25 protein-coding genes and 2 pseudogenes are annotated in these 24352 nt (G+C 60.5%); 22 read left to right on the top strand and 5 right to left on the bottom strand.

Annotated features, from left to right (window positions below):
• Positions 1-39: 39 nt before the first annotated feature.
• Positions 40-963 (bottom strand): LysR substrate-binding domain-containing protein, encoded by a 924-nt coding sequence (locus AXG89_RS17315; RefSeq protein WP_062003109.1) that lies wholly within the window; start codon positions 961-963, stop codon positions 40-42.
• Between the two features lie 423 nt (positions 964-1386).
• Here AXG89_RS17315 and AXG89_RS17305 point away from each other — a divergent pair, with 423 nt between their 5' ends.
• The 6 genes from AXG89_RS17305 to AXG89_RS17280 all read left to right on the top strand — a co-directional run bounded on the left by AXG89_RS17305 (position 1387) and on the right by AXG89_RS17280 (position 8638).
• On the top strand, positions 1387-3093 hold the full coding sequence (locus AXG89_RS17305) for an ABC transporter substrate-binding protein (RefSeq protein ID WP_236873455.1): 1707 nt from the start codon (positions 1387-1389) through the stop codon (positions 3091-3093).
• Positions 3094-3187: 94 nt separating this feature from the next.
• A complete protein-coding gene (locus AXG89_RS17300; RefSeq protein ID WP_062171175.1) occupies positions 3188-4108 on the top strand; it encodes an ABC transporter permease subunit in 921 nt (306 codons plus the stop codon).
• A gap of 29 nt (positions 4109-4137) precedes the next feature.
• A complete protein-coding gene (locus AXG89_RS17295) occupies positions 4138-5040 on the top strand; it encodes an ABC transporter permease subunit (RefSeq protein ID WP_062171173.1) in 903 nt (300 codons plus the stop codon).
• Between the two features lie 2 nt (positions 5041-5042).
• On the top strand, positions 5043-6044 hold the full coding sequence (locus tag AXG89_RS17290; RefSeq protein ID WP_269465470.1) for an ABC transporter ATP-binding protein: 1002 nt from the start codon (positions 5043-5045) through the stop codon (positions 6042-6044).
• Positions 6037-7020 (top strand): murein tripeptide/oligopeptide ABC transporter ATP binding protein OppF, encoded by a 984-nt coding sequence (gene oppF / locus AXG89_RS17285; protein WP_062171172.1) that lies wholly within the window; start codon positions 6037-6039, stop codon positions 7018-7020. Before AXG89_RS17290 ends, oppF begins: the two co-directional genes overlap by 8 nt.
• A gap of 412 nt (positions 7021-7432) precedes the next feature.
• Positions 7433-8638, top strand: coding sequence for an OprD family outer membrane porin (locus AXG89_RS17280; RefSeq protein ID WP_236873454.1), 1206 nt, complete (start codon positions 7433-7435; stop codon positions 8636-8638).
• A gap of 82 nt (positions 8639-8720) precedes the next feature.
• Here the strand turns inward: AXG89_RS17280 and AXG89_RS17275 are convergent.
• From AXG89_RS17275 to AXG89_RS17265, 3 genes and pseudogenes are all read right to left on the bottom strand, one after another.
• Positions 8721-8851 (bottom strand): annotated as a pseudogene (locus tag AXG89_RS17275) (ABC transporter permease); the annotation flags it as partial.
• 1 nt (position 8852) lies between these two features.
• Complete coding sequence (locus AXG89_RS17270) at positions 8853-9725, bottom strand: TauD/TfdA dioxygenase family protein (RefSeq protein WP_062171168.1); 873 nt, start codon at positions 9723-9725, stop codon at positions 8853-8855.
• Between the two features lie 158 nt (positions 9726-9883).
• Entirely contained in the window at positions 9884-10570 is a 687-nt protein-coding gene (locus AXG89_RS17265; RefSeq protein ID WP_062171166.1) for an HD domain-containing protein, read from the bottom strand.
• Between the two features lie 210 nt (positions 10571-10780).
• Here AXG89_RS17265 and AXG89_RS17260 point away from each other — a divergent pair, with 210 nt between their 5' ends.
• Both AXG89_RS17260 and AXG89_RS17255 read left to right on the top strand, forming a co-directional pair.
• Positions 10781-11746, top strand: a complete 966-nt coding sequence (locus AXG89_RS17260) for a GlxA family transcriptional regulator (protein ID WP_062171164.1) — start codon at positions 10781-10783, stop codon at positions 11744-11746.
• An 89-nt stretch (positions 11747-11835) separates the two neighbouring features.
• A complete protein-coding gene (locus AXG89_RS17255) occupies positions 11836-12288 on the top strand; it encodes a hypothetical protein (RefSeq protein ID WP_062171162.1) in 453 nt (150 codons plus the stop codon).
• A gap of 6 nt (positions 12289-12294) precedes the next feature.
• Here the strand turns inward: AXG89_RS17255 and AXG89_RS17250 are convergent, their stop codons facing one another.
• A complete protein-coding gene (locus AXG89_RS17250; RefSeq protein ID WP_143325505.1) occupies positions 12295-12591 on the bottom strand; it encodes a hypothetical protein in 297 nt (98 codons plus the stop codon).
• A gap of 132 nt (positions 12592-12723) precedes the next feature.
• Between AXG89_RS17250 and AXG89_RS17245 the strand changes: the two genes are divergently transcribed.
• The 14 genes and pseudogenes from AXG89_RS17245 (at position 12724) to AXG89_RS17185 (ending at position 24352) form a co-directional block, all read left to right on the top strand.
• A complete protein-coding gene (locus AXG89_RS17245; protein WP_062003096.1) occupies positions 12724-12960 on the top strand; it encodes a DUF3072 domain-containing protein in 237 nt (78 codons plus the stop codon).
• A gap of 25 nt (positions 12961-12985) precedes the next feature.
• Positions 12986-13162 (top strand): hypothetical protein, encoded by a 177-nt coding sequence (locus AXG89_RS42165; protein ID WP_162916081.1) that lies wholly within the window; start codon positions 12986-12988, stop codon positions 13160-13162.
• 25 nt (positions 13163-13187) lie between these two features.
• Positions 13188-13586 carry a hypothetical protein gene (locus AXG89_RS17240; protein WP_062171158.1) on the top strand — a complete coding sequence of 133 codons (399 nt, stop codon included), beginning with the start codon at positions 13188-13190 and terminating at the stop codon, positions 13584-13586.
• Between the two features lie 117 nt (positions 13587-13703).
• Positions 13704-14600: a LysR family transcriptional regulator gene (locus tag AXG89_RS17235; protein ID WP_062171156.1), complete on the top strand. Its 897-nt coding sequence runs from the start codon at positions 13704-13706 to the stop codon at positions 14598-14600.
• Positions 14601-14817: 217 nt separating this feature from the next.
• Complete coding sequence (locus AXG89_RS17230) at positions 14818-15141, top strand: MarR family winged helix-turn-helix transcriptional regulator (RefSeq protein ID WP_305954584.1); 324 nt, start codon at positions 14818-14820, stop codon at positions 15139-15141.
• 43 nt (positions 15142-15184) lie between these two features.
• Positions 15185-16285: pseudogene (locus AXG89_RS17225) on the top strand (HlyD family secretion protein).
• Positions 16282-17853, top strand: coding sequence for a DHA2 family efflux MFS transporter permease subunit (locus tag AXG89_RS17220; RefSeq protein ID WP_062003092.1), 1572 nt, complete (start codon positions 16282-16284; stop codon positions 17851-17853). Before AXG89_RS17225 ends, AXG89_RS17220 begins: the two are co-directional and overlap by 4 nt.
• 8 nt (positions 17854-17861) lie before the next feature.
• Complete coding sequence (locus AXG89_RS17215) at positions 17862-19274, top strand: efflux transporter outer membrane subunit (RefSeq protein ID WP_062171151.1); 1413 nt, start codon at positions 17862-17864, stop codon at positions 19272-19274.
• A 61-nt stretch (positions 19275-19335) separates the two neighbouring features.
• Positions 19336-20265 carry a LysR family transcriptional regulator gene (locus tag AXG89_RS17210; RefSeq protein ID WP_062172557.1) on the top strand — a complete coding sequence of 310 codons (930 nt, stop codon included), beginning with the start codon at positions 19336-19338 and terminating at the stop codon, positions 20263-20265.
• A gap of 103 nt (positions 20266-20368) precedes the next feature.
• The gene (locus tag AXG89_RS17205; RefSeq protein WP_062171149.1) at positions 20369-21562 is read left to right on the top strand and encodes a CaiB/BaiF CoA transferase family protein; all 1194 of its coding nucleotides are present in this window, start codon (positions 20369-20371) and stop codon (positions 21560-21562) included.
• A gap of 71 nt (positions 21563-21633) precedes the next feature.
• Complete coding sequence (locus AXG89_RS17200; protein WP_062171146.1) at positions 21634-22980, top strand: MFS transporter; 1347 nt, start codon at positions 21634-21636, stop codon at positions 22978-22980.
• Between the two features lie 344 nt (positions 22981-23324).
• Positions 23325-23720 (top strand): hypothetical protein, encoded by a 396-nt coding sequence (locus AXG89_RS17195; protein ID WP_069638390.1) that lies wholly within the window; start codon positions 23325-23327, stop codon positions 23718-23720.
• Between the two features lie 75 nt (positions 23721-23795).
• Entirely contained in the window at positions 23796-24080 is a 285-nt protein-coding gene (locus AXG89_RS17190) for a hypothetical protein (RefSeq protein WP_062003700.1), read from the top strand.
• The gene (locus AXG89_RS17185; RefSeq protein WP_062171144.1) at positions 24077-24352 is read left to right on the top strand and encodes a DUF6723 family protein; all 276 of its coding nucleotides are present in this window, start codon (positions 24077-24079) and stop codon (positions 24350-24352) included. Before AXG89_RS17190 ends, AXG89_RS17185 begins: the two co-directional genes overlap by 4 nt.

The following is a 24352-nucleotide window of genomic DNA, read 5'->3' as shown; positions in this document are numbered from 1 at the left end:
AGGCGGAATTCTTTTGAAAGGCTGGCAAATCCGGTGTTTTTATGCGTCGGCGAGCACGGGGGCTTCATCGAGGGAATACGTCGCCACCACGCGCAGGACGGACTCGCGAAAAGACGCGACCAGATCCGAACGGATGCCGCTGCTCGGATACGAAAGCACGTACTCGTATTCAATAGCCGCTTCGAACGGCCGCACGATCACGCCGTGCATGCGCCACACCTTCGCGGCGAACGGTTCGACGATCGACACGCCCAGGCCGCCCGCGACCATGGCGTATCGTGTATGCGCGGTGTCGGTCATCACCGTATAGTTCGCGCGATCCTCGCCGGCCGCGAACAACGATTGCTCGGCGGCATACGGTTGACGCGAATTCGGCAGCCATCCAATGATGCGTTCGCCACGAAGATCCGACGTACGCACGACCTTTTTCCTGGCCAACCGATGCGACGCCGGCATCGCGCATTGACCGCGCGCGCTCAGCAGTTTTTCCACTTCGATACCTGCAACCGGCGCGAACGCCTGGCTGATCGCAACGTCGGCCTTGTGATTCTGAAGGATGGTAAGCACTTCGGGCACCTTTACCGAGTCCACGCGGATGGGCACGCCCGGATGACGCTCGACAAAATCGGCGAGTATAGGCGGCAGCAGGGTGCTTGCAAGCACCGGCAAGCAGGCGACGGTCAGTCCTTCTGAAGCTTCATCGCGGATGAGTTCGGCCACTTGTTTCAAGCGGTCGAGCCCCAGGAAATTCTCTTCGACCGACTTGAAGAAACGCAATCCGGCATTGGTTGGATTGAGCCTGCCGCCAGTGCGGCTGAACAGACTGAAACCGAGGTCAGCCTCTAAATCTGCAATCAGACGGCTAATGGCGGGTTGCGTGACGTGCAAAGCACGCGCAGCGCCCACGCTGGTACCGGTCATGATCAACGAACGGAATGCTTCTATCTGGCGAAAACGAATCATCGTAGCGAGCCTGCTGGTGAACCGTGAGGACGCCGATGGTAGCGCGATACGCCCATGCTTGCCGACCGAAGAAAAACGCTCGTGCGAAAACACAAAACTTATGCACGGAGGCTACTCAGTCATACATAAAACACATGGCCTATAAGCACATGTGAGTGGATTCCACTTTATTGCTCTGAAATACTCCCGGCGAATTCGAATTTGTTGTGGATTCGTAGCGTCGGTAAAGCAGTTTGAAAGATAAGCAAAGCAGTCACTGCGGATTGGAGACACACGCAGGAGGCCGGAACGTCGTTCCTGATCAAGCCGCAGACGCTGACACATTTCTGCACAGAACGCGCCGCCAGATAAGGTAAAAGCTGGCCTTGTCTGGCGCGTGCATGCCCCGCTGCGCCGTTGTACAGATAAATAAAAAGGATTCCCATGATGTTGTTCGCAGGACTCGTTGCTCGTAGCGCACGCGTTGACGCTTTTTTTCGTCCGGGCGATGCTGTCGATCGCCGCATCTTCGGCAAAAGCGGTAAATGGCTGCCGGCATTGGCCGCGAGCGTCGTTGTCGCCGCCAGCACGATTCCTGTAGCGCATGCGGCAAACGTGCCGGCCGGCGTGCAGCTCGCCGCCAAGCAGGAGCTGGTCCGCAACAACGCGTCTGAAGTCGAGACGCTCGATCCGAACCTGGCCGAAACCGTGCCGTCGAACAACGTGACCCGCGATCTTTTTGAAGGCCTGACCGCGACGAATGCCGATGGCGAAGTCGTCCCGGGCGTGGCGGAAAAATGGGAACAGAAAGATGCCACTACATGGGTCTTCCATTTGCGAAAGAACGCGAAGTGGTCCAATGGCGAACCTGTGGTCGCCAATGATTTCGTCTACGGATGCCAGCGTCTTGTCGACCCGAAGATCGCGTCGCCTTACGCAACGACGTTTGGCATCTTCCTGCTCAATGGCGCTGACATCATCGCGGGGAAAAAGCCGCTGGATTCGCTCGGCGTTCGCGCGGTCGACGCCTATACCATCGAAGTCAGGACGCCGGGTCCTGTGTCGTTCATTCCCGAACTGATGTCGAATACGAACCTGGGTCCGGTCAACAAAGCCGCCATCGATAAATTCGGCAAGGACTGGACGAAGCCCGGCAAGCTGGTCGGCAACGGCGCGTTCGTGCTGAAGGACTGGCAAGTGAACAGCAAGCTGGTGCTTGCGCGCAACCCGAACTACTGGGACGCGGCGCACGTGCAACTGACGCAGGTTACGTATCTGCCGGTGGAAAGCGAAACCACCGACATCAAGCTGTTCCAGTCAGGCGACAACGACTGGGTCTACCAGTTGCCGTCGGGAACGTACGCGAAGTACAAGCAGGACTTCCCGAACGACATCAAGCTCTCGCCCATGCTCGGCCTGCGCTATTACTCGTTCAACAACAAGGACCCGCTGCTCAAGGACGTGCGCGTGCGCCAGGCGTTGTCGATGGTGATCGATCGCGACATCCTCGCGCAACGCGTCACCGCCGACGGCCAGATCCCGGCGTATGGTGTGATCGTGAAGGGTGTGAAGGGCGCCGACGTCACGGCCTACGACTGGTCGACATGGCCGATGGCCAAGCGCGTGGAAGAAGCGAAGAAGCTGCTCGCGCAAGCGGGCGTAAAGCCCGGCACGACGATTCGCTTCGCCATGAACTCGAGCGATTACCACAAGAAGATGGCCATTTTCGCGGCATCGGAATGGAAGACCAAGTTGGGTCTCGACACGCAGATCGACACCATGGAATTCAAGGTCCTGACCAAAAAACGTCATTCCGGTGACTTCCAGATCGCGCGCAATGGCTGGGTCGCCGACTACAACGACGCGACCACGTTTCTCGGGCTCGTCTCATGCGGGTCGGAGCAGAACGACAACTTCAACTGCAATCCCAAGGCCGACGCGCTGATCAAGGAAGCGAACTCCACCACCGATCAGGCAAAACGCACGCAATTGCAGACGCAGGCCGCGAAACTCGTGATGGACGACTATCCGATGTTGCCGCTGTTGCAATACACGATCGCGCGGCTCGTGAAGAGCTACGTGGGCGGGTATTCACTGAAGAACCCGATGGACCGTTATCGCAGCAAGGATCTGTATATCGTGAAGCATTGAGCGAGGCGCCACGCTTTCGCTACCGTTCCCGCAACACCCATGAGGCGGCCGTCGCGACGCACACTGATCGCGACGCCGCCAGGAGAGAAGTTCCATGTGGTCTTATACGTTGAGGCGTGTACTGCTGACCGTGCCGACGCTGCTGATTGTCGTCACGGTGTGTTATCTGCTGCTGCATGCAACGCCGGGCGGTCCGTTCGATGGCGAGCGCAAGGTCTCGGCCGAAGTGCTTGCGAACCTGCAGGCGAAATACCATCTCGGCGAACCGCTGTGGAAGCAGTATCTGCTGTATCTCAACAGCCTCTTGCATGGGGACCTGGGTGCATCGTTCAGATACGCCGACTGGAGCGTGAACGACCTCGTGCTGCGCGCGTTGCCGGTGTCGCTGACCATCGGCGGTGTGTCGATGGTGCTCGCAATCGTGCTCGGCGTGATACTCGGCATCTTCGCGGCGCTCTACAGGAACAGCCCGGCGGATTACCTGCTGATGATCGTGGGGAATGCGGGCAGTGCGTTTCCGTCGTTCGTGATCGGGCCCGTGCTCATTCTCGTGTTCGCGATTCTTCTCAAATGGCTTCCCGCCGGCGGCTGGAACGGTTTCCATGTGCGCTACATGGTGCTGCCTATTGCGCTCCTGACCATCATCAATGTGGCGACCGTCGGACGCGTGACGCGCGGCAGTCTGATCGAAGTAATGAACACCAACTACATTCGTACCTCCTATGCAAAGGGCCTGTCGCAATGGACCGTCGTGCTGCGCCACGCGCTGCGCCCGACCATGATCCCGGTGGTATCGGTGATCGGGCCGCTTGCCATTGGTTCGATCACCGCGGCTGTTGTCACGGAGTCCGTGTTCTCGCTACCGGGTATCGGCAAGCTGATCGTGAACGGCGCCGCGAATCGCGATTACACGCTGGTGCTCGGACTCGTCGTGCTGGTGACCGTGGTTGCCGTCCTGCTCAATCTGCTGGTCGATCTCGCGTATGCGTGGCTCGATCCGAAAATCCGCTACTGATCAGTTAGCCCATGCGCATGAGGTCTGCAATGAAACAAGGAACGCTCGTCCCCGCGCTCGAAAGCGTGCTGGCCGTGCCGGTTGAAGGGCGCAGCCCGTGGCAGGACGCGCGCTTGCGCTTTGCGCGCAACAAGGCGGCCGTCGCGAGCCTCGTGATTCTTGTTCTGATCACGCTCGCCTGCATCATCGGTCCGATCGTATTGCCCAACGCCTTCGATTCCACCGACTGGAACATGATGAGTTCCACGCCGACGTTTGCCAACTGGCATTTGTTCGGCACCGATGAAACCGGCCGCGACCTGCTCGTGCGGTGTCTCGTGGGCGGACGTGTGTCGCTGATGATCGGCGCGTTGGCGACGCTCACGTCCGTGACGCTCGGCATTGTGTGGGGCGCGATTGCGGGGTTCGTGGGCGGACGCGTGGACAACGCGATGATGCGCATTGTCGACATGATGTACGCCATTCCCTACCTGCTGATCGCGATCCTGATGGTGACGCTGCTTGGACGCGAGTTCTACCTCGTGGTGCTGACCATCACCGTATTTTCGTGGATGGACATGGCGCGGGTGGTGCGTGGCCAGACGCTCGCGATCCGGTCGAAGGAATACGTCGAGGCGGCGCGTGCGATCGGTGTATCGACGAGCGGCATCATCTTGCGGCATATCGTGCCGAACCTGCTGGGCATTGTCGCGATCTATACGACCGTGACCGTGCCGGGCGTGATTCTCACGGAGTCCGTACTATCGTTTCTCGGGCTCGGCGTGCAGGAGCCCATGACAAGCTGGGGCGTGCTGATCCAGGACGGCGTGGGCGTGATGGAAACGTCGCCGTGGATTCTCCTGTTCCCGGCGGCGCTGTTGTCGGTGACGCTGTATTGCATCAACTTTGTCGGCGACGGTCTGCGTGACGCGCTCGACCCGAAGGATCGGTAAGCATCATGTCATTGCTCAAGGTACACAATCTCGAAGTCGCATTCGATACACCCGACGCCGTCGTTCGCGCGGTGAACGGCGTGAGCTTCGATCTGGAAGAGGGCAGCACGCTTGGCATCGTGGGCGAATCGGGCTCGGGCAAGAGCCAGAGCGTGCTCGCCATGCTCGGACTGCTCGCGCGCAACGGCCGTGTCAAAGGTAACGCGATCTATCAGGGCGAAGACCTCTTGACCATGCCGTCGAAAAAGCTGAACCGGATTCGCGGCAACCGCTTGTCGATGATCTTCCAGGACCCGATGACATCGCTCAATCCGTATCTGACGATCGAACGCCAGATGACGGAAGTGCTCGAACTGCACAAGAACATGACGCGGCGGGCCGCGAAAAAGCGCGCAATCGACATGCTCGAAGCGGTGCGGATTCCGGAAGCGGCGCATCGTATCGACCAATACCCGCACGAGCTTTCCGGCGGCATGCGCCAGCGCGTGATGATCGCGATGGCGCTCCTGTGCGAACCGCAAGTGCTGTTCGCCGATGAACCCACGACCGCGCTCGACGTCACCGTCCAGGCGCAAATTCTCCAGCTTCTGCGCAACCTGCAGCACGACTTCGGCACGGCAATCGTCCTGATCACGCACGACCTGGGCGTGGTTGCCGGCCTGTGCGAGAAGGTCATGGTCATGTATGGCGGCCGCGTGATGGAGCATTGCAACGCGGACGATCTGTTTGCGCGTCCGTCGCATCCTTACACCATCGGTTTGTTGCGGGCGCTGCCGCGTCTCGATCAAAGCGACGCGCCGCTCGTCGGCATTCCGGGCAATCCGCCGAACATGGCGCATCCGCCCTCGGGTTGCCCGTTCCAGGAGCGGTGTATCGATGCCAGCCAGGGCTGCGCCGAATCAACGCCGCCGCTCGAAGCGTTCGCCGGCGATCCAACCTGGCTGCGCGCGTGTTATCGCCCGGTCGAGCAAATGAAGTCGCTGCACGAGGTCGCCCATGCCTGAGCAAACTATTCTGTCCGTACGCGACGTGCAGGTCCACTTCAGCGTCAAGGCAAAGAGCAAGCTGCCGTGGGCGCCGAGGCGCACCTTGAAGGCCGTCGATGGCGTGAGCTTCGACCTGAAGGCGGGCGAAACGCTCGGCGTGGTCGGTGAGTCGGGCTGCGGTAAATCGACGTTATCGCGCGCAATCCTCAACCTGATTCCCGCGACGCACGGCAAGATTGTTTGGATGGGGCAGGACCTGAGCGGCGCGACGGTCAAACAATGGCACGGCGTGCGGGCCGACATCCAGATGATCTTCCAGGACCCGCTGGCATCGCTCGATCCGCGCATGACGGTCGGACAGATCATTGCGGAACCGTTGCGGGAACACCGGCCGGGCATGTCGAAGGACGAGATGAACCAGCGCGTGCGCGCGATGATGGCGAAGGTCGGCCTGCGCGAACAGATGATCAACCGCTACGCGCATGAGTTCTCCGGGGGACAGTGCCAGCGGATCGGCATTGCGCGTGCGCTGATCGTGGAGCCGAAGCTGATTGTCTGCGACGAGCCTGTTTCCGCGCTCGACGTGTCCATCCAGGCGCAGATCGTCAACTTGCTCAAGTCACTGCAGCAGGAAATGGGGCTCGCGCTGATTTTCATTGCGCACGATCTGGCCGTGGTCAAACACATCTCGGATCGCGTGATGGTGATGTATCTCGGTCACGTCATGGAACTCTCCGATAAACATTCTCTCTATGCCCGGCCTCGCCATCCCTACACACGCGCGTTGCTGTCCGCCGTGCCGGTGCCGAATCCGGCCATCGAGCGGACGAAGGTCGTGCAGATTCTTTCGAGCGATATCCCGAGCCCGATCAACCCGCCGACCGGCTGTGTGTTTCATACTCGATGTCCGATTGCGGAGCCGCGCTGTTCGCAGGAAGTGCCCGCATTGCGAACCCTTGAACATGGAGTTGCCGCCGCCTGCCTGCTCGCCTGATCCACGACTGATTTCGTCCATTGCCTAGACATCGCGCGTTTCGCCGTTTTTCAACGGCGGAATGCGGCGGTGCTTTGCTAACCCCGTAGTTCCCGCGGTAACCCTCCGATGCTTCGCTCCTTGAACAGGCGCGTTTATAAACTCGCGCCGGTTTTATTGAGATGGTTGTCGGCCTTTGATCACAATCTATAACAAGTCAGAGACAACAATAATGACAATACAGAAACATTCGCTTGCACTCACTTTAACTGTTGCCACTGCATTGATGGGTCCGTCCATTTCCGCTTTTGCGGATGATGACGATGTTTCAACGCGTCACACTGAAGCACCACCGAGTTCCCCGCCTAATACAGAAGCCGACGCGCCTATCAGCAATCAATCGAAATCGCAGGGGTTTATCGAAGATTCACATTTGAAGTTGCTTTTCCGCAGTTATACCGAGCGCCTGGAATCGGATGGGGCGAAGAACAAGGACGCGTGGGTATTGGGTAATCAGGCAGTATTTGAATCGGGGTATACGCGCGGATTATTCGGCGTGGGTCTGGATGCGTCGTTGTTCAGCGATTTAAAACTGAATGGCGGACAAGGCGCGGGAAACCGCGTGCATTTGAATCACGATGGCCAGACCGGCCAGAACCAGTTGGCGTGGACGTATCCAGGCGTGTGGGACGTAAAGGCGCGGGTATCGAATACGGTGCTCAAATACGGCCTGCAACTATTCGATAACCCCTTTCTCGTTCCCCACGATAACCGCGCGCTGCCGCCAAGCTATCGCGGCTTCTCTCTTGCCAGCGAAGAGATCAGGAACGTGACGCTCAAGGCGGGAAGCGTGGATGGCGTCATGGCGCGCGGCCAGACCAGCGTGACCACGCTGAAGACGGAATACGGCGGCACCCGGTTCAGCCGCTTTACGTTTGCCGGCGGCGATTACGCGCCCAATGACGACACGTCAGCGTCGTTATATGCCAGCCGTGCCGAGAACGTCTGGGACCAGTATTACCTGACGCTGGGTCACAGTATTGGCGATCCGGCACAGATTCGCTGGACCGGCAATCTGACTTATTACTACACGCATGACGTCGGACAAAGCAGGAATGGTCCCATCAATAACCATGCGTATAGCTTGTTGTTATCGGGTACGCACAACGCGCATACCATTTCCGTGGGTTTCCAGCAAATCGCGAGCAACCAGTTCTTCGATTATGTCGGTCAGTCGGCGGGGGATTATCTGGCGAACTCGCTCGATGTGGACTACAACGCGCCGCATGAAAAGTCACTCCAACTCGGTTACACGTTGAATCTTGCCGGTTATGGTTTGCCTGGCGCGAAGGTGACGACGTGGGGTGCGTACGGCTGGGGCGCGGATGCATCGACCTTGGCCGACCGTTATGCCGATCCCGCCAGTTCGCTTCACGATCTGTACTGGAAAAACGGCGAACCGGTTCACGGGACGCATTACGAGTTTGGCGTCATTCCGTCTTATACCATCGGTTCGGGCAAACTGAAGGGCGCGAGCGCCAAGTTCTATTACATGCATCACCACGGCGGCAAATATTATTCGGATTCTTCGAGCGATGTGTATCGCCTGATGGTGAATGTGCCGGTCAACGTGTTCTGAAATCAGCAGGCGTAAAAAAACCCGCGAGACGCAATCTCGCGGGTTTTCATATCTGCGGTAAAAGGCCCTATCGTTGCACGCCTCAGCGGCGAACCGTCAGGCGCTCGAAGGTATCGAAGACGAGAGTTCGACGACCAGGCCGATCCCGATCAGCGCGGCGAGTCCCGCGAACACGCGATCCGTGCGGAGCCAATTGCGGTTCTGGAAGATGTGATCAGAACGGCGTATCGCCTTCAATCGTGGTCCGGTACATCTTGCGGCGCAGATGATCGGGCGTGCCGGCCGCGAGGTGCATCAGCGAGCGGTTGTCCCAGAACACGAGATCATGTTCACGCCATTGATGCCGGTACAGATGTTCTTCGCGCACGCTGTGGTCGAAGAGCGCTTGCAGCAGATCGCGGCTCTCGTCGTCGGGCATGTCGATCACGCGCGTGGTGAAGTGCTCGCTCACGAACAGAGCCTTGCGCCCGGTTTCCGGATGCGTGCGCACGATCGGCTGTACCACGGGTTTGACCTGAGCGATCTGTTCAGCCGACAAATTCGGCCTCCACGGGCTGCGTTTTTGCAGTTCGGCGTATTTTGCAAGATAGGTGTGTTCGGCGAAGCGGCCCTTTACTGCATCGCGCAACGCTTGCGGCAACGTATCCCAAGCCAGATGCATGTTCGCGAAGAGCGTATCGCCGCCTTCCGACGGCAATTCCTGCGCGTGCAAGAGTGAACCCAAGCTGGGCGTTTCCTTATACGAAAGGTCCGAATGCCAGAAGTGCCCGGCATCGCCAAGACCGATCGGCTTGCCGTTTTCCATCACGTTCGAAACGATCAGGATCTCCGGGTGGCCACTCAACTGGAACTGGTGAAGCACGTGGATTTGCAGCGGACCAAAGCGGCGGCTGAAGGCAATGTGCTGTTCGGGCGTGATGCGCTGGTCGCGGAACACGACCACGTGATGATCGAGGTGCGCACGGTGAATGCGCTTGAAATCGTCGTCGGCGAGAGGCTGGCTCAGGTCGAGACCGGTTACTTCGGCGCCTACCGGGCCTTGGAACGGCGTGATTGCAATGGTCTGGTTGAGAGTTTGGGTCGTCACGCGGGACTCGTTATTCGATTGGGAAATTGCTTTGGCAGATTATCGAATCTATGTTTCCGCGCGTACAAGGTCAACAAACCAAATCCCATACGCTTATCTGTTTTAGCGATAAACAAGCCGTTCCAGTAGAGGAACGGCTGTCGGGGCGAGCGCGCAGCTCAGTGATTGTGCGATGCATCGTTGCAATGCGCACATGCACCCGGGCTGTCGTTCCACGCGGAGCCCAAAATCAGGCTGCAGAAATTCAGGCGTTTGTAAGTCGGGTCTTTCAGCGCGAGGACATCGGCTTTCACATTGCCGAAGGTCGTTTCCGGCTTCTGGATCGTGCCGTGCGCGAATGCATCGATGATTCCTTCCTTGAAATTCACTTCACGCGGATGCACGGCAATGACCTGCTTGCGTTGTGTGTCGCTGAATTCGTCGTATGCAAGACCCAGCACGTCCATTTCCACGCCGGCCGTGACCAGCGCGACAACCGGTTTCTTGTGCTGCGCAATGCCGGGCGTGGTGTGCAGCGCGATGGAATCCCAGACCTGTTCAATGTCGTGTTCGCCAATGCCATAGCCCTTCAGGAAATCGCGCGCCGCGTTGGCGCCATCGACTTCGAAGCGGTCGTGCTTGCTGCTGTAGGCATCGATCAGGCCCATGTCGTGGAACATCGCGCCGATATAAAGCAGCTCGGCGTCGTAGCCGAGCTTGCGGCGCTCACCCGTCAGCGCGCCGAACAGGAACACGCGGCGCGAGTGGTTGTAGAGAAGGTCCGGCTCGGTATCGCGGACGAGTTCTGTGGCGGCGCGCGCCATGGCGCTGTCGGGGATGCGGATGCCGGCGATCGTGGTAGTCATGTTCGGTGCTCCTTGGTGTGAGGTTTGCCGCGGACGTCTTGTTAAACTGCGTGGGTTCGCCGGGCAAGCTGAAGAGGTTGGACGACCAGATCAGTGTCGCCCCGGCGGGTTGCTGCGGCAATCGATGTCATCCGTCGAAGCCTGCCAACCGCACGGCGTCTGCTGCCAAGCACCGAAAAACCCCCGCAAATTCTTGAGGAGCACGACTTCATGCGCAGCGTCGCCATCGCGATCTTTCCGCAAGTGCAGGCGCTCGATGTAGCCGGTCCACTCGATGTTTTCGCCGAAGCGAACGGGTTTGTCGCGCTGGACGACGGATACGCGATCACGCTGGTGGGTGTCGACAACACGCCGGTGCGCGCGTCGAACGGCACGCGCATGCTTGCGGATCTCACATGCGATGAAGCGCAGGGCGGCTTCGATATCGCGCTGGTCGCGGGCGGCCCGGCGCTTCCAGTCGATCAACCCGACCCGCGCCTGACAGCCTGGTTGCGCGATGTCGCGTCCCGCTGCGATCGCTACGGGTCGATCTGCACGGGCGCCTTCGCGCTGGGTCATGCGGGTTTGATCGATGGCCGTCATGTGACGACGCACTGGCAGAACGCGCCGCAACTCGCACGGATGTTTCCCAAGGCCAACGTGGAGCTCGACCGCATTCATATTCGCGACGGAAACCTCGTCACGTCGGCGGGGGTGACGGCGGGTATCGATGTCGCGCTTGCACTCGTCGCAGAGGATCATGGCTCGACGGTCGCGCTGGCGGTGGCGAAACGGCTTGTGGTGTTTGCTCAGCGACGTGGCGGCCAGTCGCAATTCAGTCCTTACCTGAGTGCACCCGCCGACGAGACCTCACCCGCCGCCCGGGTCCAGGCTTACGTGATGGAGCATATCGGCGAGCGGCTCACGGTCGAGAAGCTCGCGCAGATCGCTGGCATGAGCGAACGCAATTTCGCCCGGGCTTTCGTGGAGGCGACCGAACTGACGCCGCATGATTTCGTGGAACGCGCGCGTATCGATGCCGCGCGCAACGCGCTCGAAAGCACGGTCACGCCGCTGAAGACCATCGCGTATGAGTGCGGCTTTGGGACAGCGGACCGGATGCGGATCGTGTTCCGGCAGCGGCTAGGCGTGTCGCCGAATGATTATCGGGTGAGTTTTCAGAAGCGCGAAAGCTGATCCTTGCATGGACGAACGCTGGACCGGTTCGTGCTCCGGTTTGTGCTCGCATCCACTCGCGCAATCACACGAACATTCCGGAGACGTTGATGAAAGATGATGCTTACGAACGACGTGCGCTGCTCCTGCATCTGGGCGATGTGCTCGAAGCGCTCTCGTGCCTGTCACGCAGCGGCGCACCGCACGCGACGCTCGGCGAGGCGCTGGTCGCGGAAGATTCGCTGGTGAGTTTTACATGGCTGGGTTTCATCGATTCCGCAATGTCGCCGCGAACCGTATCGGATCGCGCGGCCAACGCGTTCTTTCTCTGGCCCAAGTCGTTGCTCGACGAAAACCTGAACCGGCCGTTATTAGCATCGACAGTGCAGCACGATCTTTTTGCCGGCAATCCGCAAGGGTGGTCCAGGTACGTGGCCGAGCGCAGAAAAGACGTCGCGTGGTTTGCGGAAGGCCTGAAAGCACCTCCCGCCGAAGGCGAACCTGAACCGGAAGCCTCAGAGGCCTCGGGCCTCACCCGCTGGCCCTGGCCCGAAAAAACCTGAAAGCATTCAGGGCTTCTTGCTCATGCTGCTTGCGCCAGCATCGAGCCCCATTCCGTTCTTGCGGCCGCTGGGCGGCTCCTTTCCCGCCGACACCTTGCCCGGCGCGGGCTTGAGGGCGTTGTCCCGCGCCACGGAGGAACTCGTAGCGCTCGCGGGCGACGTGGTGTTGTGCTCGTCGTAGGCTGGCGTGCTGTCGGACTCGAGCTTGTTGGGCTTTTGCTGCTGGCCATCGGCGTAAAGTGGGACAGCCGATGCCGCGATCAAACTGCCGATCATCAAAAGAACGCGTGGGGAGAATGTCATTGTTATTCGGCTGGAGTCGCCGCCCGGTTTTATCGATGAATTGAGTCGAGCAAGTAACGCTCCCGGCAAAAACGTCCTGAGTGCTTGGAACACGGCTTGCTGTGGACTTGTGACCTCAACCAGGACGCGATCATGAGCAATCAACCGAATCAGCCAGCCGACGAAAACCCCAAGAGCCATCCGACATCAAATGCCGAAAAAGATCCTGCCGACTGGGTCACGGGCGACGAAGCAATGACCGGCGCGCAGGCATCGTATTTAAAGACGTTGTCGGAAGAAGCGAAAGAACCATTTGATGCATCGCTGAATAAAGCGGAGGCGTCGCGAAGAATTGAAGAGCTTCAGGCGAAGACCGGCCGGGGCACCTGAATCCATTTCAACCGAGGACTGAACCATGGCGACAGAATCATCACGCGACACACCGCCCAAACAACGTGACGACGATGCCACCGCAGCAGACCGGCAACTGAGCGACGCGGAGAAGGACTCGCCCAAGGGCGAGCCCGCACCGCCCAAACCCGGAAGCGGCACCGACCTGTCCGACCCGAAAGACGTTGGAGAGGCCGGCTGAAATCATTGAAACCGAGGACCGAACCATGGCATCCAAACCCAGGCAGGCCGACGACTCCGCTCCGGCGAGTCTGGCGGCAAGTCTCGCTTACACCTTCAAGTTGTTCGCAACCGACCATCGCGTTCTGGCGCAAAACGGCGATGGCAAACTGATCGATATCGGCGCGATCGAGCATCGTGAAAAGAAGGGGTTTGTCGTGTCGCTGGACGTCGACGAACTGGAATCGGAGCCGGAAGCGAGCGAGAAAAAAGCGCTGCAGAACATTGCGTCGCAGATCACGTTTGACTACCTCGATGGTCTTTTCACCAGCGAGGATGTCACTGAATTCCACGGCAAGCTGGCCGACCTGCCGCACTTTGAACTGACGCTCGATGAAACCCTTCCACGCAGCCTGACCGACCGCACGCCACCCCACCTTTTCTAAGTCACGGGCAAGCCGGTCTTGCCATTCCAGTCCAGATCCTGGATTTGCCGCACAATCCCGACGACGTCCGCGCCCGACATCAACATTGAAACGCGCGGCTTTCTCAAGGATCGAGCGATGGACTATCTGACAAGCCTGAAAGTGTTCCGGGCGGTCGTGGAGGCGAAAAGCTTCACGCGCGCCGCCGATCTGCTTGGCGTCTCGCCGCCGGTTGTATCGCGTGCCATCTCCACGCTCGAGCAGCGGCTCGGTAACCGGCTTTTTCATCGCACGACCCGACATATTTCGCTGACGGAAACCGCCGAGAAGTTTTTCCAGGGTTGCTCGCGCGTGCTCGATGAACTCGATGCGCTGGAAACGCAGGCGTCGAACCGTGCCAGCGATCCAAGCGGCAACCTGCGTGTGGTTTCCCATACCACGGCGACATTGAGCCGCCTCGTGCCGCTGCTCGCCACCTTTCGACGCCGCTATCCGCTGGTCGGCGTGGATGTCACCTTGACGGAGCGTCCCGTCGATCTGGTCGCCGACGGTTACGATCTCGGCATCGTGCTGCCTTTCATGCTGACCAGCGACACCACCGTCACGCGCCTGCTTGAACGCATCCCGCTTGTGATCGTGGCCACGCCCGAATACCTGGCGGACAAGCCGCGGCCCATTCACCCCGCGGACCTGGCGGAACATGAGTTCGTCGCCATGCATCCGTCCATCCGCAAGCATATGCTGACGTTCCGCTTGGGCGACGGCGAAGAATTGACGGTGCAGACCAAGGCCGACATGACATCGAATAATGCGCTGCTGAACCGCGGCCTCGTGTTGCAGGGACTTGGCGTGGGCGTGCTGCCTTCCGCGCTGGTGCGCGACGAGCTTGCGGCCGGCACGCTGGTTTCGCTGATGGACGACTTCGAGATAATCGATGGCGCCATCGAAATCCGTCTCGCCTATAGCAGCCGGACCTTGTTGCCGGCCAAGGTGCGGGCGTTCATCGAGCATGCATCCGAGTTTTTCGAAGTCTGAAGCGTCAGCTTTCATCCTCCTTTTGCATCGATTCCATTCCATTGTTGACTGACTCGACATCAATCTGATGTGCGCGATGACGGTTGACTAGGTGCATATACACACTTAGTCTGTGCACATGCACACCCGTCCACCCCGACACGATGACTGTTTTGCCCTCCGGCAGGCCGCGCGCCACATCTCGCAGCTTTACGAGCGGCATCTCTCGGCGGCCGGCATGACGCCGACGCAATTCAGCATCGTGTCGGCGCTGGAACGCGCGCCCGACATGACGATGGCAGAGCTTGCGCAAGCAATGGTGATGGAACGCACGACAGTCGTTCGCGTGCTGCAGCCGTTGTTGCGCAACGGTCTGGTATCGGCGGAACTGGGCGGTCCGTGCCAGCGGCGGCTGCAACTCACGCTCACACAGATTGGCCAGGCCAGGCTCGCCGATGCACTGCGCCACTGGCATGCGGCGCAGGAAGAATTCGAAGCGAAGTTCGGGCGGCGGCAGGCCGCGCGCCTGCGGCGCGAACTGTTCCGGCTGACGAGCGAATGACCACGCGCTTAAAAGATATCCGATGCAACCAACAGGAAACGACATGACCACGCCTTCCACGCCGCTTGCGTCCACCGCATCTCCCGCCGTTGAAGGAGGCGCCCGGCGCTCGTTCCGGATCGGCTGGATGCCGGCGGCGATCATCGTCGTGCTGGTCGTGGTGGCCGCTGCCGCCACTTACTGGTACACCGTGCTGCGTTTTGTCCAGAGCACCGATGACGCCTATGTAGGCGGCAACGTCACCGTCATGGCGCCGAAGGTGAACGGTTTCGTGACCGAGTTACTGGTCGCCGACAACCAGCGCGTGAAGGCCGGACAAGTGCTGGTCCGCCTAGATTCCCGCGACTACGATGCCCGTCTCGCCCAGGCCGACGCCGACCTGAAGAGCGCACGTGCATCGGTTGATGAACTGGTTGCGCGGCAGCAACTGCAGGCCGCCGTGATCAACCAGAGTCAGGCGCAGGCGCGGGCGTCGTCGGCGGAAGTCACGCGCAGCGCGTCGGATCAGGTGCGTTATCGGCAACTGGTGAAGGACGAGGCGGTATCGAATCAGGTAGTCGAACGTGCCGATGCCGACTTTCTCAAGGCCCGCGCGACGCTTGACAACAGCAACGCCGCAACGCTTGCCGCCACCCGTCAGCTCGCCGTGCTCGCCGCACAGGTCTAAGACGCGAAAGCAAAGGTGGCGACCGCCGTCGCGTTGCGACGCGTTGCCGAGTTGAATGTGGAATACACGACCATTCGCGCGCCGGTCGATGGCTACGTAGGCAATCGCACGGCACGCGTCGGCATGCTGGCAAACACGGGCGCGGCGCTCCTGACCGTCGTCCCGGCGGACGGCCTTTGGGTCGATGCAAACTTCAAGGAGGATCAACTCAAGAAGATGCGCGTGGGTGATCGGGTCGACGTGGCGCTCGATGCCGCGAGCGACGTGATCCAGGGTCATATAGAAAGCCTGGCGCCCGCAACCGGCGCGACGTTCAGCGTGCTTCCGCCCGAGAACGCCACGGGCAACTTCACGAAGATCGTGCAGCGCGTACCCGTGCGAATTCGCCTGGACGTGCCGCCCGGCAAGGAGAACGTGCTGCGCGCCGGACTCTCGGCAACGGTCACGGTGCACCTCGGCGGCGTGAGCCATTCATGAACGCCGCGCCCCTCACTCCCGCCGACCAGCCGGTCAAGCAACGCATCTTCGCCTTCGCGCTGATGTGCCTGGGCTTCTTCATGGCGACGCTCGATATCCAGATCGTGGCGTCGTCGTTGAAGGACATTGGCGGAGGCTTGTCCGCAAGCCAGGACGAACTCTCGTGGGTGCAGACGTCCTACCTGATCGCGGAAATCCTGGTGATCCCGATGTCGGGCTGGCTCTCGAAAGTGTTCTCCACACGATGGTTGTTCGTAGCCTCGGCGGTCGGCTTCACCATCACGAGCATGCTCTGCGGCCTCGCATGGGACATCAACTCCATGATCCTCTTTCGCGGTCTGCAAGGCGCGCTCGGCGCCGCGATGATTCCCACGGTTTTCACCACGGCGTTCGTGTTGTTCCCAGGCAAGCAGCGCGTGATTGCATCGACGACGATCGGCGCGCTTGCATCGCTCGCGCCGGCTATTGGCCCGGTGATCGGCGGCTGGATCACATCGCAATGGTCGTGGCACTGGCTGTTTTATCTGAACCTCGTGCCGGGCCTTGTCGTTGCCATTCTGGTGCCGAAATTCGTTCATATCGATGAACCGAATCTGGCCTTGCTCAAAAAAGGCGACTACCTGGGCATTGCGCTGATGTCGGGCTTTCTCGGCTGCCTGGAATACGTGCTCGAAGAAGGTCCGCGCAAGAACTGGTTCGGCGATGACGTGATCGTCACCTGTACATGGATCTCCGCCATCTGCGCCTTTCTGTTCCTCGTCCGCGCGTTCACTGCAAAGGATCCTGTCGTCGACCTGCGTGCGCTCGCGGTCCGGAACTTCGCGATCGGCTGTCTGCTTTCGTTCGTGACGGGCATCGGCATCTTCGTTTCGGTGTTTCTCACGCCGTTGTTCCTGAGCCGTGTGCGTGAATTCGATTCGCTGCAGATCGGCATTGCGTTGCTTTCGGTCGGTGTGTTCCAGTTGATGTCGCTGTGCGCATACGCCTACATTTCCCGTCTCGTCGACATGCGCTGGTGCCTTATCTTCGGGATCGTGTGTTTTGGTGTCGGCTGTTATTTCTATGTGCCGCTGACCAACGACTGGGGCTGGCAGCAGTTGTTATTGCCTCAAGCGCTGCGCGGAATCGGACAGCAGTTCCTCGTGCCGCCCGTGGTCACCATGGCGCTTGGTTCGTTGCCGCAATCACGCCTGAAGTCGGCAAGCGGTTTGTTCAACCTGATGCGCAATCTCGGCGGGGCGATCGGCATTGCAGTGAGCGCGACCATGCTCAACGACCGCCTGAATTTCCACTACGAGCGCCTGAGCGAAAGCGTCACGACCGGCAACCCGCAAACCGAGGCATTCCTCACGCGCCAGTTCGCGCATTGGGGGTCGGCCGCTGGCGACGCGTTGAATGCGACCAGCGCCAGCCTTGCGAACCTGCATGCGCTCGTGATGCGCGAGGCGCTCGTCCTCACGTTCTCCGACACGTTCTTCGTACTCTCGATGTGCTTTGCCATCGGCGCAATCAGCGTGATATTCGCGCGGCCAATCGGCGCTGCTCCGCCTTCTCCTGACGCTCATTAAGGTCGATCATGCATAAAAGATTGCTGGCGCTGATGGCGCTGATACCGGGCCTGATGCTCGCGGCATGCGCCGTTCAACCCGCGCAGCACGCGGATCTGCCATCGACGGTAAAGACGGTTGCGCCCGAAAACTGGAGCGTCGATGCACCCCAGGACAACGCCGATACCGCCGCATGGTGGCTGCAATTCGGCGACCCGGTGCTGCACGAACTGGTGGCGTCGGTGCTGAGCCAGAACCTCGATGTGCAAGCGGCGATCGAGCGCGTGAAACAGGCGCAGGCCGTCACCACGCAACGTCGTGCGGTGCTCTTGCCCGAGCTCGACGCCACTGCGACGGCCGCGAACACCCGCCAGAACGCGCCGCCGCCTTTGGGTTACGTACGTGATGCAGGGTTTGGCGTCGCGCTTGGCTGGGCGCCCGATGTCTTCGGCGGAGAACGCCTCGAATTACTGGCGGCAGAAGCGCAACTGACCGGCCGTCAACACGCCGTCGATGAACTTCGTCTCGCGCTCGCGGCAAACACGGCATCGGCGTATGTCGATCTCCGATGGGCGCAAAGCGAGCAGAAGATCCTGCAAGACAACGTCGCCATCCGCGAACGCGCGCTCAAACTCACGCAAGAACGCATGCAGTACGGACTCTCCACGCGGCTCGACGTAGCCCGTGCGCAGAACCAGTTGAGCGAACTGCAATCGCGCTTGCCGCGGGCGGCATCGACGATTCAGCATCAGTTGAGCCTGATCGCGGTGTACTCGGGGCGCACGCCCGAATCGGTCGATACCCTCGTGCTCGCCACGCCCGCCGCAATCCCGACGCCGACCGATGCCGTGCCGCAAATGCTGCCGTCAGAAGCGCTGTTGCGTCGTCCCGATGTCCGCAGCGCCTACGCCGAACTCACGCAGCGCGCGGCGGAAGTCGGCGTGGCGAACGCGAATCGCTATCCGAAGTTTTCGCTGCAACTGACTGATGGTTTGCTGGCAGCGTCGTACGTCGGCCTGCCTACGCTCACCGACAACCTTTTCAGCGCCGCGCTCAACGCAACGAGCCCGATCTTCAACGCGGGGCGCATCACCGCGGGTATCGAACAGAGCGAAAGCCGCATGCGGGAATCCGATCTGCGCCTTCGGCAGACCATGCTGCAGGCGTTGAAAGACGTGGAAGACACGCGCAGCGATCTCGTCAGCACGTCGGAGCAGGCAGATCGTTTGAAAGACGCGTTGCAGTCATCCGACCAGTCGCTGCGGCTTTCCACGCAACTGTATAAGGGCGGCGCGAGCGGTTTCCTCGATGTCCTCGCGGCGCAGGACGCTTACCTGAAAGACTCGGACGCGTTGAATCAGGCGAAACGCGAGCACGCGCTTGCGGCGGTTGCGCTCTACCGTTCGCTTGGCGGCGGATGGAGCGAGACACGGCAGGAATGATGCTCTCAGGACGCCTCGGGTAACATCGGGCATCTTCCGCCCCACGATGCTCGACCCGCGCATGGCACTCAAAAACCTCCTGAGACGGCTTGACCTCACCACGCTGCAACTATTCCTCGCCGTCTACGAGGAAGGCACGCTCACACGCGCTGCCGAGCGCGAGGCGATCGCGGTGTCGGCTGCAAGCAAACGTCTGCTGGAACTCGAACAGGCCGTGGGCGCAGCGCTGTTCGTTCGCCGTGCGCGCGGCATGGAGCTCACGCCGGCCGGAGAAACGCTGCTGCACCACGCACGCCGCGTGTTGCGCGATGTCGAGAATATCGGCATCGAACTTGCCGAGCATGCAACCGGCGTGCGCGGTTATGTGCGGATGATGGCGAACCTCTCGGCTATCGTCGAATTCTTGCCGGAAGATCTGCGCGCTTTCTTTTCGATGAACGAACGCATCAAGCTCGACCTGGAAGAGCGGCCGAGCAGCGGCGTGGTGGAGGGCATAGCCGACAGCCTCGCCGATGTCGGCATCTGCTCGGGCGAAGCGGATACCCGTGGACTGCATGTGTCGCATTATCGGCACGATTCGCTCGTCGTCGTGATGCGCGAGGATCACGCGCTCGCGAGTCGCGAAAAGGTCGCGTTCGTCGAGACACTCGACGGCGATCATGTCGGGCTGCACGCGGCAAGCTCCATCAACCTGCGCACGCACATGGCCGCGCGGCAGGCGGGCAAGCCGCTGCGCCTGCGCATCCAGGTGCCCGGTTTCGATGCCGTGTGCCGCATGGTCCAGACCGGTCTTGGCATCAGCGTGCTGCCGCTCAAGGTGTTCAACACGGTCGGCCGCCCGCTGGGACTAACGGCTGTCACACTGGATGAACCCTGGAGCCAGCGAGATCTGATCGTCGTCGTGCGCGACGTCGGCGCGTTGTCTCCCGTCAGCAAAATGCTCTTCGATCATCTGCTCTCAGTCGAGCATAACGAACAGAATCCGGCTTGAGCGTTCGCCGTTCGCGAACGGTCGTTGGTGAATTGAGGTTGGACGCGGGGCGCGGCGCGCTCCTAAGCTGTCTTCAGACTGGACATTTCTGGAGACATGCATCATGGCCGGACCGCTTGCAGGCATTCGCGTAATCGAGATCGGCACGCTCATCGCAGCGCCGTTCGCCGCCCGGCTGATGGGAGAGTTCGGCGCCGACGTGATCAAGATCGAAGCGCCCGACAATGGCGACCCGCTTCGCAAATGGCGAAAGCTGCACGAGGGCACGTCACTCTGGTGGTATCTGCAATCGCGCAACAAGAAGTCGGTGTGCGTGAATCTCAAGTCGCCGGACGGTGTGGATGTCGTCAAGCGCCTTGTTGCGGACGCCGATGTCATCATCGAAAACCTGCGTCCCGGCGCGCTCGAAAAACTCGGCCTCGGCTGGGACATCCTGCACGAAATCAACCCCAGGCTCACGATGGTGCGCATCTCCGGCTACGGCCAGTCCGGGCCGTATCGCGACCGTCCGGGCTTTGGCGCGATCGGCGAGGCGATGGGCGGCATCCGCTACACGACCGGCGAAGCCAATGGTGCGCCTGCGCGCGTGGGCGTGAGTCTCGGCGATTCGCTCGCGTCGCTGCATGGCGTGATCGGCGCGCTGATGTCCATCCTGCGCGTGAAGACAGGGCAGGGCGACGGGCAAGTGGTGGATGTTTCGCTGGTCGAAAGCGTGTTCAACCTGATGGAAAGCCTGATCCCCGAATACGATCTGCTCGGTCACGTGCGTGAGCGCAGTGGCGGCGCGTTGCCGGGCATTGCGCCATCGAATACGTATCCGACCGAAGACAACGGTTATGTCGTCATTGCGGGCAACAGCGATCCGATTTTCAAGCGCCTGATGCACGTAATAGGCCGCGCCGATCTCGCCGATGACCCCGCGCTCGCCCGCAACGACGGTCGCGCCGCGCAGAGCGAAACGCTGGATGCCGCCATCACCGCGTGGACCTCGCACCATTGCACGCAAGACGTGATCGCCGCGCTCGAAGCAGCGGAAGTACCTGCGGGCAGGATCTATTCCGTGGCGGACATCGTTGCGGACCCGCATTACCAGGCGCGTGACATGTTGCTCGATGCAGCGCTGCCCGGTGGGGTATCGGTGAAGATGCCAGGCATCGTACCCAAGCTCTCGGACACCCCAGGCGAAGTTCGCTGGCAGGGGCCTTCGCTTGGAGAACATACGGACTCCGTATTAAAAGATCTCGGCTTCGATTCGCAGGACGTTGCCCGCCTGCGCCGCGAAGGTGCGGTTCAATAGTCGCCGTCATCACCTTCATCACCTTCAATAACGATGACCGGACATAACAACCAGTCCGGCAGGAGACGATCATGAGCGTTCCAGGCGCCACGGCGACCGCAGTACACGAGCAAGACGAAACCGATTTCAAGGCGATCATCCGGAAGGTCGCGTGGCGGGTGATGCCGCTGATCATGATCTGCTATCTGTTCGCCTTTTTCGACCGCATCAACATCAGCTTCGCGAAATTCCAGTTGCAAAGCGACCTGGGTTTCTCGGACACCGCCTACGGCCTCGGCGCAAGCCTTTTCGTGATCGGCTATGTTTTGTTCGAAGTCCCAAGTAACCTGATGTTGTACAAAGTCGGCGCCCGCCGATGGATTGCGCGCATCATGATTTCCTGGGGTATTGCCACGAGCTTGATGGTGTTCGTGGGCAATGAATGGCAGTTCTATGGGCTGCGCTTCATCATCGGCGCGATGGAAGCGGGCTTTGCACCCGGCGTGCTGTATTACCTCACGCTGTGGTTCCCGGCGAGTCATCGCGGACGCATCACTTCCTTGCTGTTCCTGGCCTCCGCGTTTTCGGGGCTGGTCGGCGCACCGCTCTCGGGTCTCGTGCTTGGCCACATGGATGGCGTGCTCGGGATTCGCGGCTGGCACTGGCTGTTCCTGCTCGGTGGCTTGCCGTGCATAGCACTCGGTGTGCTCGTGCTCAAGGTTTTGAAGGACCGCATTGAAGACGCGGGTTGGCTCGACCCCACCGAAAAGTCGATGCTCGCAAGCCGTATCGTGCGTCAGGCCCCGCACTCGGGCGCCGGGAAATCGCTCTGGGGCGCAATCACGACGCCGGGGTTCCTGACGCTCGGACTGGTCTACTTCCTGATCCAGGTGGCGTCCTACGGACTCAACTTCTGGGCGCCGCAACTGATTCGCAGCGCAGGCACACACAACCCGACGACGATCGGTCTGTTGACCGCCGTGCCTTACATCTGCGGCGCGATCTGCATGGTCGTCGTCGGCCGTCTTTCCGATGCGTCCGGCGAGCGCCGCAAGTTCGTCTCCGGATTGTTGCTGATGGCGGCGATCGGGTTTTTCGCCGCAGGCATCTTCGACAAACAGACCGGCTTGCTCATCATTTCACTGGGCGTGATGGGCGGCGGCGTGGTTGCATCGATCCCCGCATTCTGGGCCTTGCCGCCCAAACTGCTGACGGGTGCCGGAGCGGCAGGGGGCATCGCGCTGATCAACACACTCGGGCAGCTCGGCGGCATCGTGAGCCCGGTCATGGTCGGGCGGGTCCGCGACCTGACGGGCAGCACGACGCCAGCGTTGTATGCAATCGGGGCAATGAGCCTGGTTTGCGCCGCGATTCTGCTTTTCGGCCTGCCGGCAACGCTGCGGCAGAAAGATCAGCCGAAGGCGCGGGTTTCTACCTGATTGCAGTCCAGCTTAAAAAGCGCTGTTTCAAGAATATTTGAAACGGCGCTTTATGCTTGTGGATTAACAATTCGGCCACTTATACCGCTTTGAATACCGCTTTGAACTCCGGACTCATGAAAACGGGAAAATCGTCCGGAGAGTTCATCCATCGCTTTAAATACTGTCGGGACATATCCGCGCGGCAAGCATCCCCGGAATCGGCGCTTACTCCGATTTGCCTTGCCCAAAACACCAATTCGGCGCATTCTTAATCGTTCCGATGCCGATGACCGCCTGTTTTCTCTATCGGTTCATCAGGTGTTTTCCACGGCGGTCAGCGCAGTGTGTTCAGCGAGTGCGTCATGACCATCCATATCAGCGAATATCGCGGCTTTGCACTGCGTGCTTATTCGCAGCAGATTTTCCCGCCCCACGGCGATCCGTTCGCAAAAGGCCCGAAGCGATTTTCCGCAATCGTCCAGATCGATTCGGTTCCCACCGACACTGCGACCTCGAAGCGATATTCGCCGGGTCTCAAGGGCACGGAGCCGGCGAGCGCGGATGCGGCGATTGAACTGGCGATGCAGTACGGCCGGGACATCATCGACGGAAAGGTGCAGGCAGGCGCGCTCTACAACGCGCGCAGCGGACGCTTTTCGCATTCGGTAAGGCGCTTCAGGCCGGCTACGCCGGCTGTTGCGGCAGCGCCTGTGCCGCTGAAGACAGGCAATGACGGCGCAATGAACGACGGCACATGAACTGGGCTGAGAGCCAGGCAGCAATACCGCGTGACGGAATCTCGGGACCTCGCGCACAACCGAAAGAGCATGATCATGAATGACACAGTACGAAGCTACCGCGGCCTTGAAATCTACCCGCTGATCTACCCCCACAAGCCGCGTGGCGCGGACGGTTCGCGGCATTACGACTCAGGATTCGACGCCGCCGTGAAAATCTCGCGGCGCGGTATCGATGACAGCACTACGACCAGCCGGGTCTATCGCGTGCCGGGCGAAAGCCCTTTTACCGGTTCGGGCGAAGCGCGCCTCGCGTCGATGCGCTACGCCGAGCAACTGATCGACGGCAGCGTAGCGGGCGAATCCATCTCCGATCTATGAGTTACTCATCCTCACTCGACCTTTCTCGCGCCGTGTCCTCACTCGACAAGCCTGCCGTGCGGAGCAATTACAACGTGGCGGTATCGTCCCGGCGCGCAACGGGCGGCACCATGCCCACGTTGCGCGTGACGCGCCTCTCCGACAAGCGCGTGATCTATCCTTTCGTGGGCTGCGCGGACATGCCGCTTTTCCCCGATGCACAGACCGCCCGCGACTACGCCGAGCAGTACGGCGCAAGCCTCGTTGCGGGCGATATTGCCGTGCCGGAGTGA

The sequence above is a fragment of the Burkholderia sp. PAMC 26561 genome, from assembly GCF_001557535.2.
GTDB lineage: Bacteria > Pseudomonadota > Gammaproteobacteria > Burkholderiales > Burkholderiaceae > Caballeronia.
The sequence above is the reverse complement of the archived record's forward strand: the minus strand, read 5'-3'. Positions and strand labels throughout refer to the sequence as shown.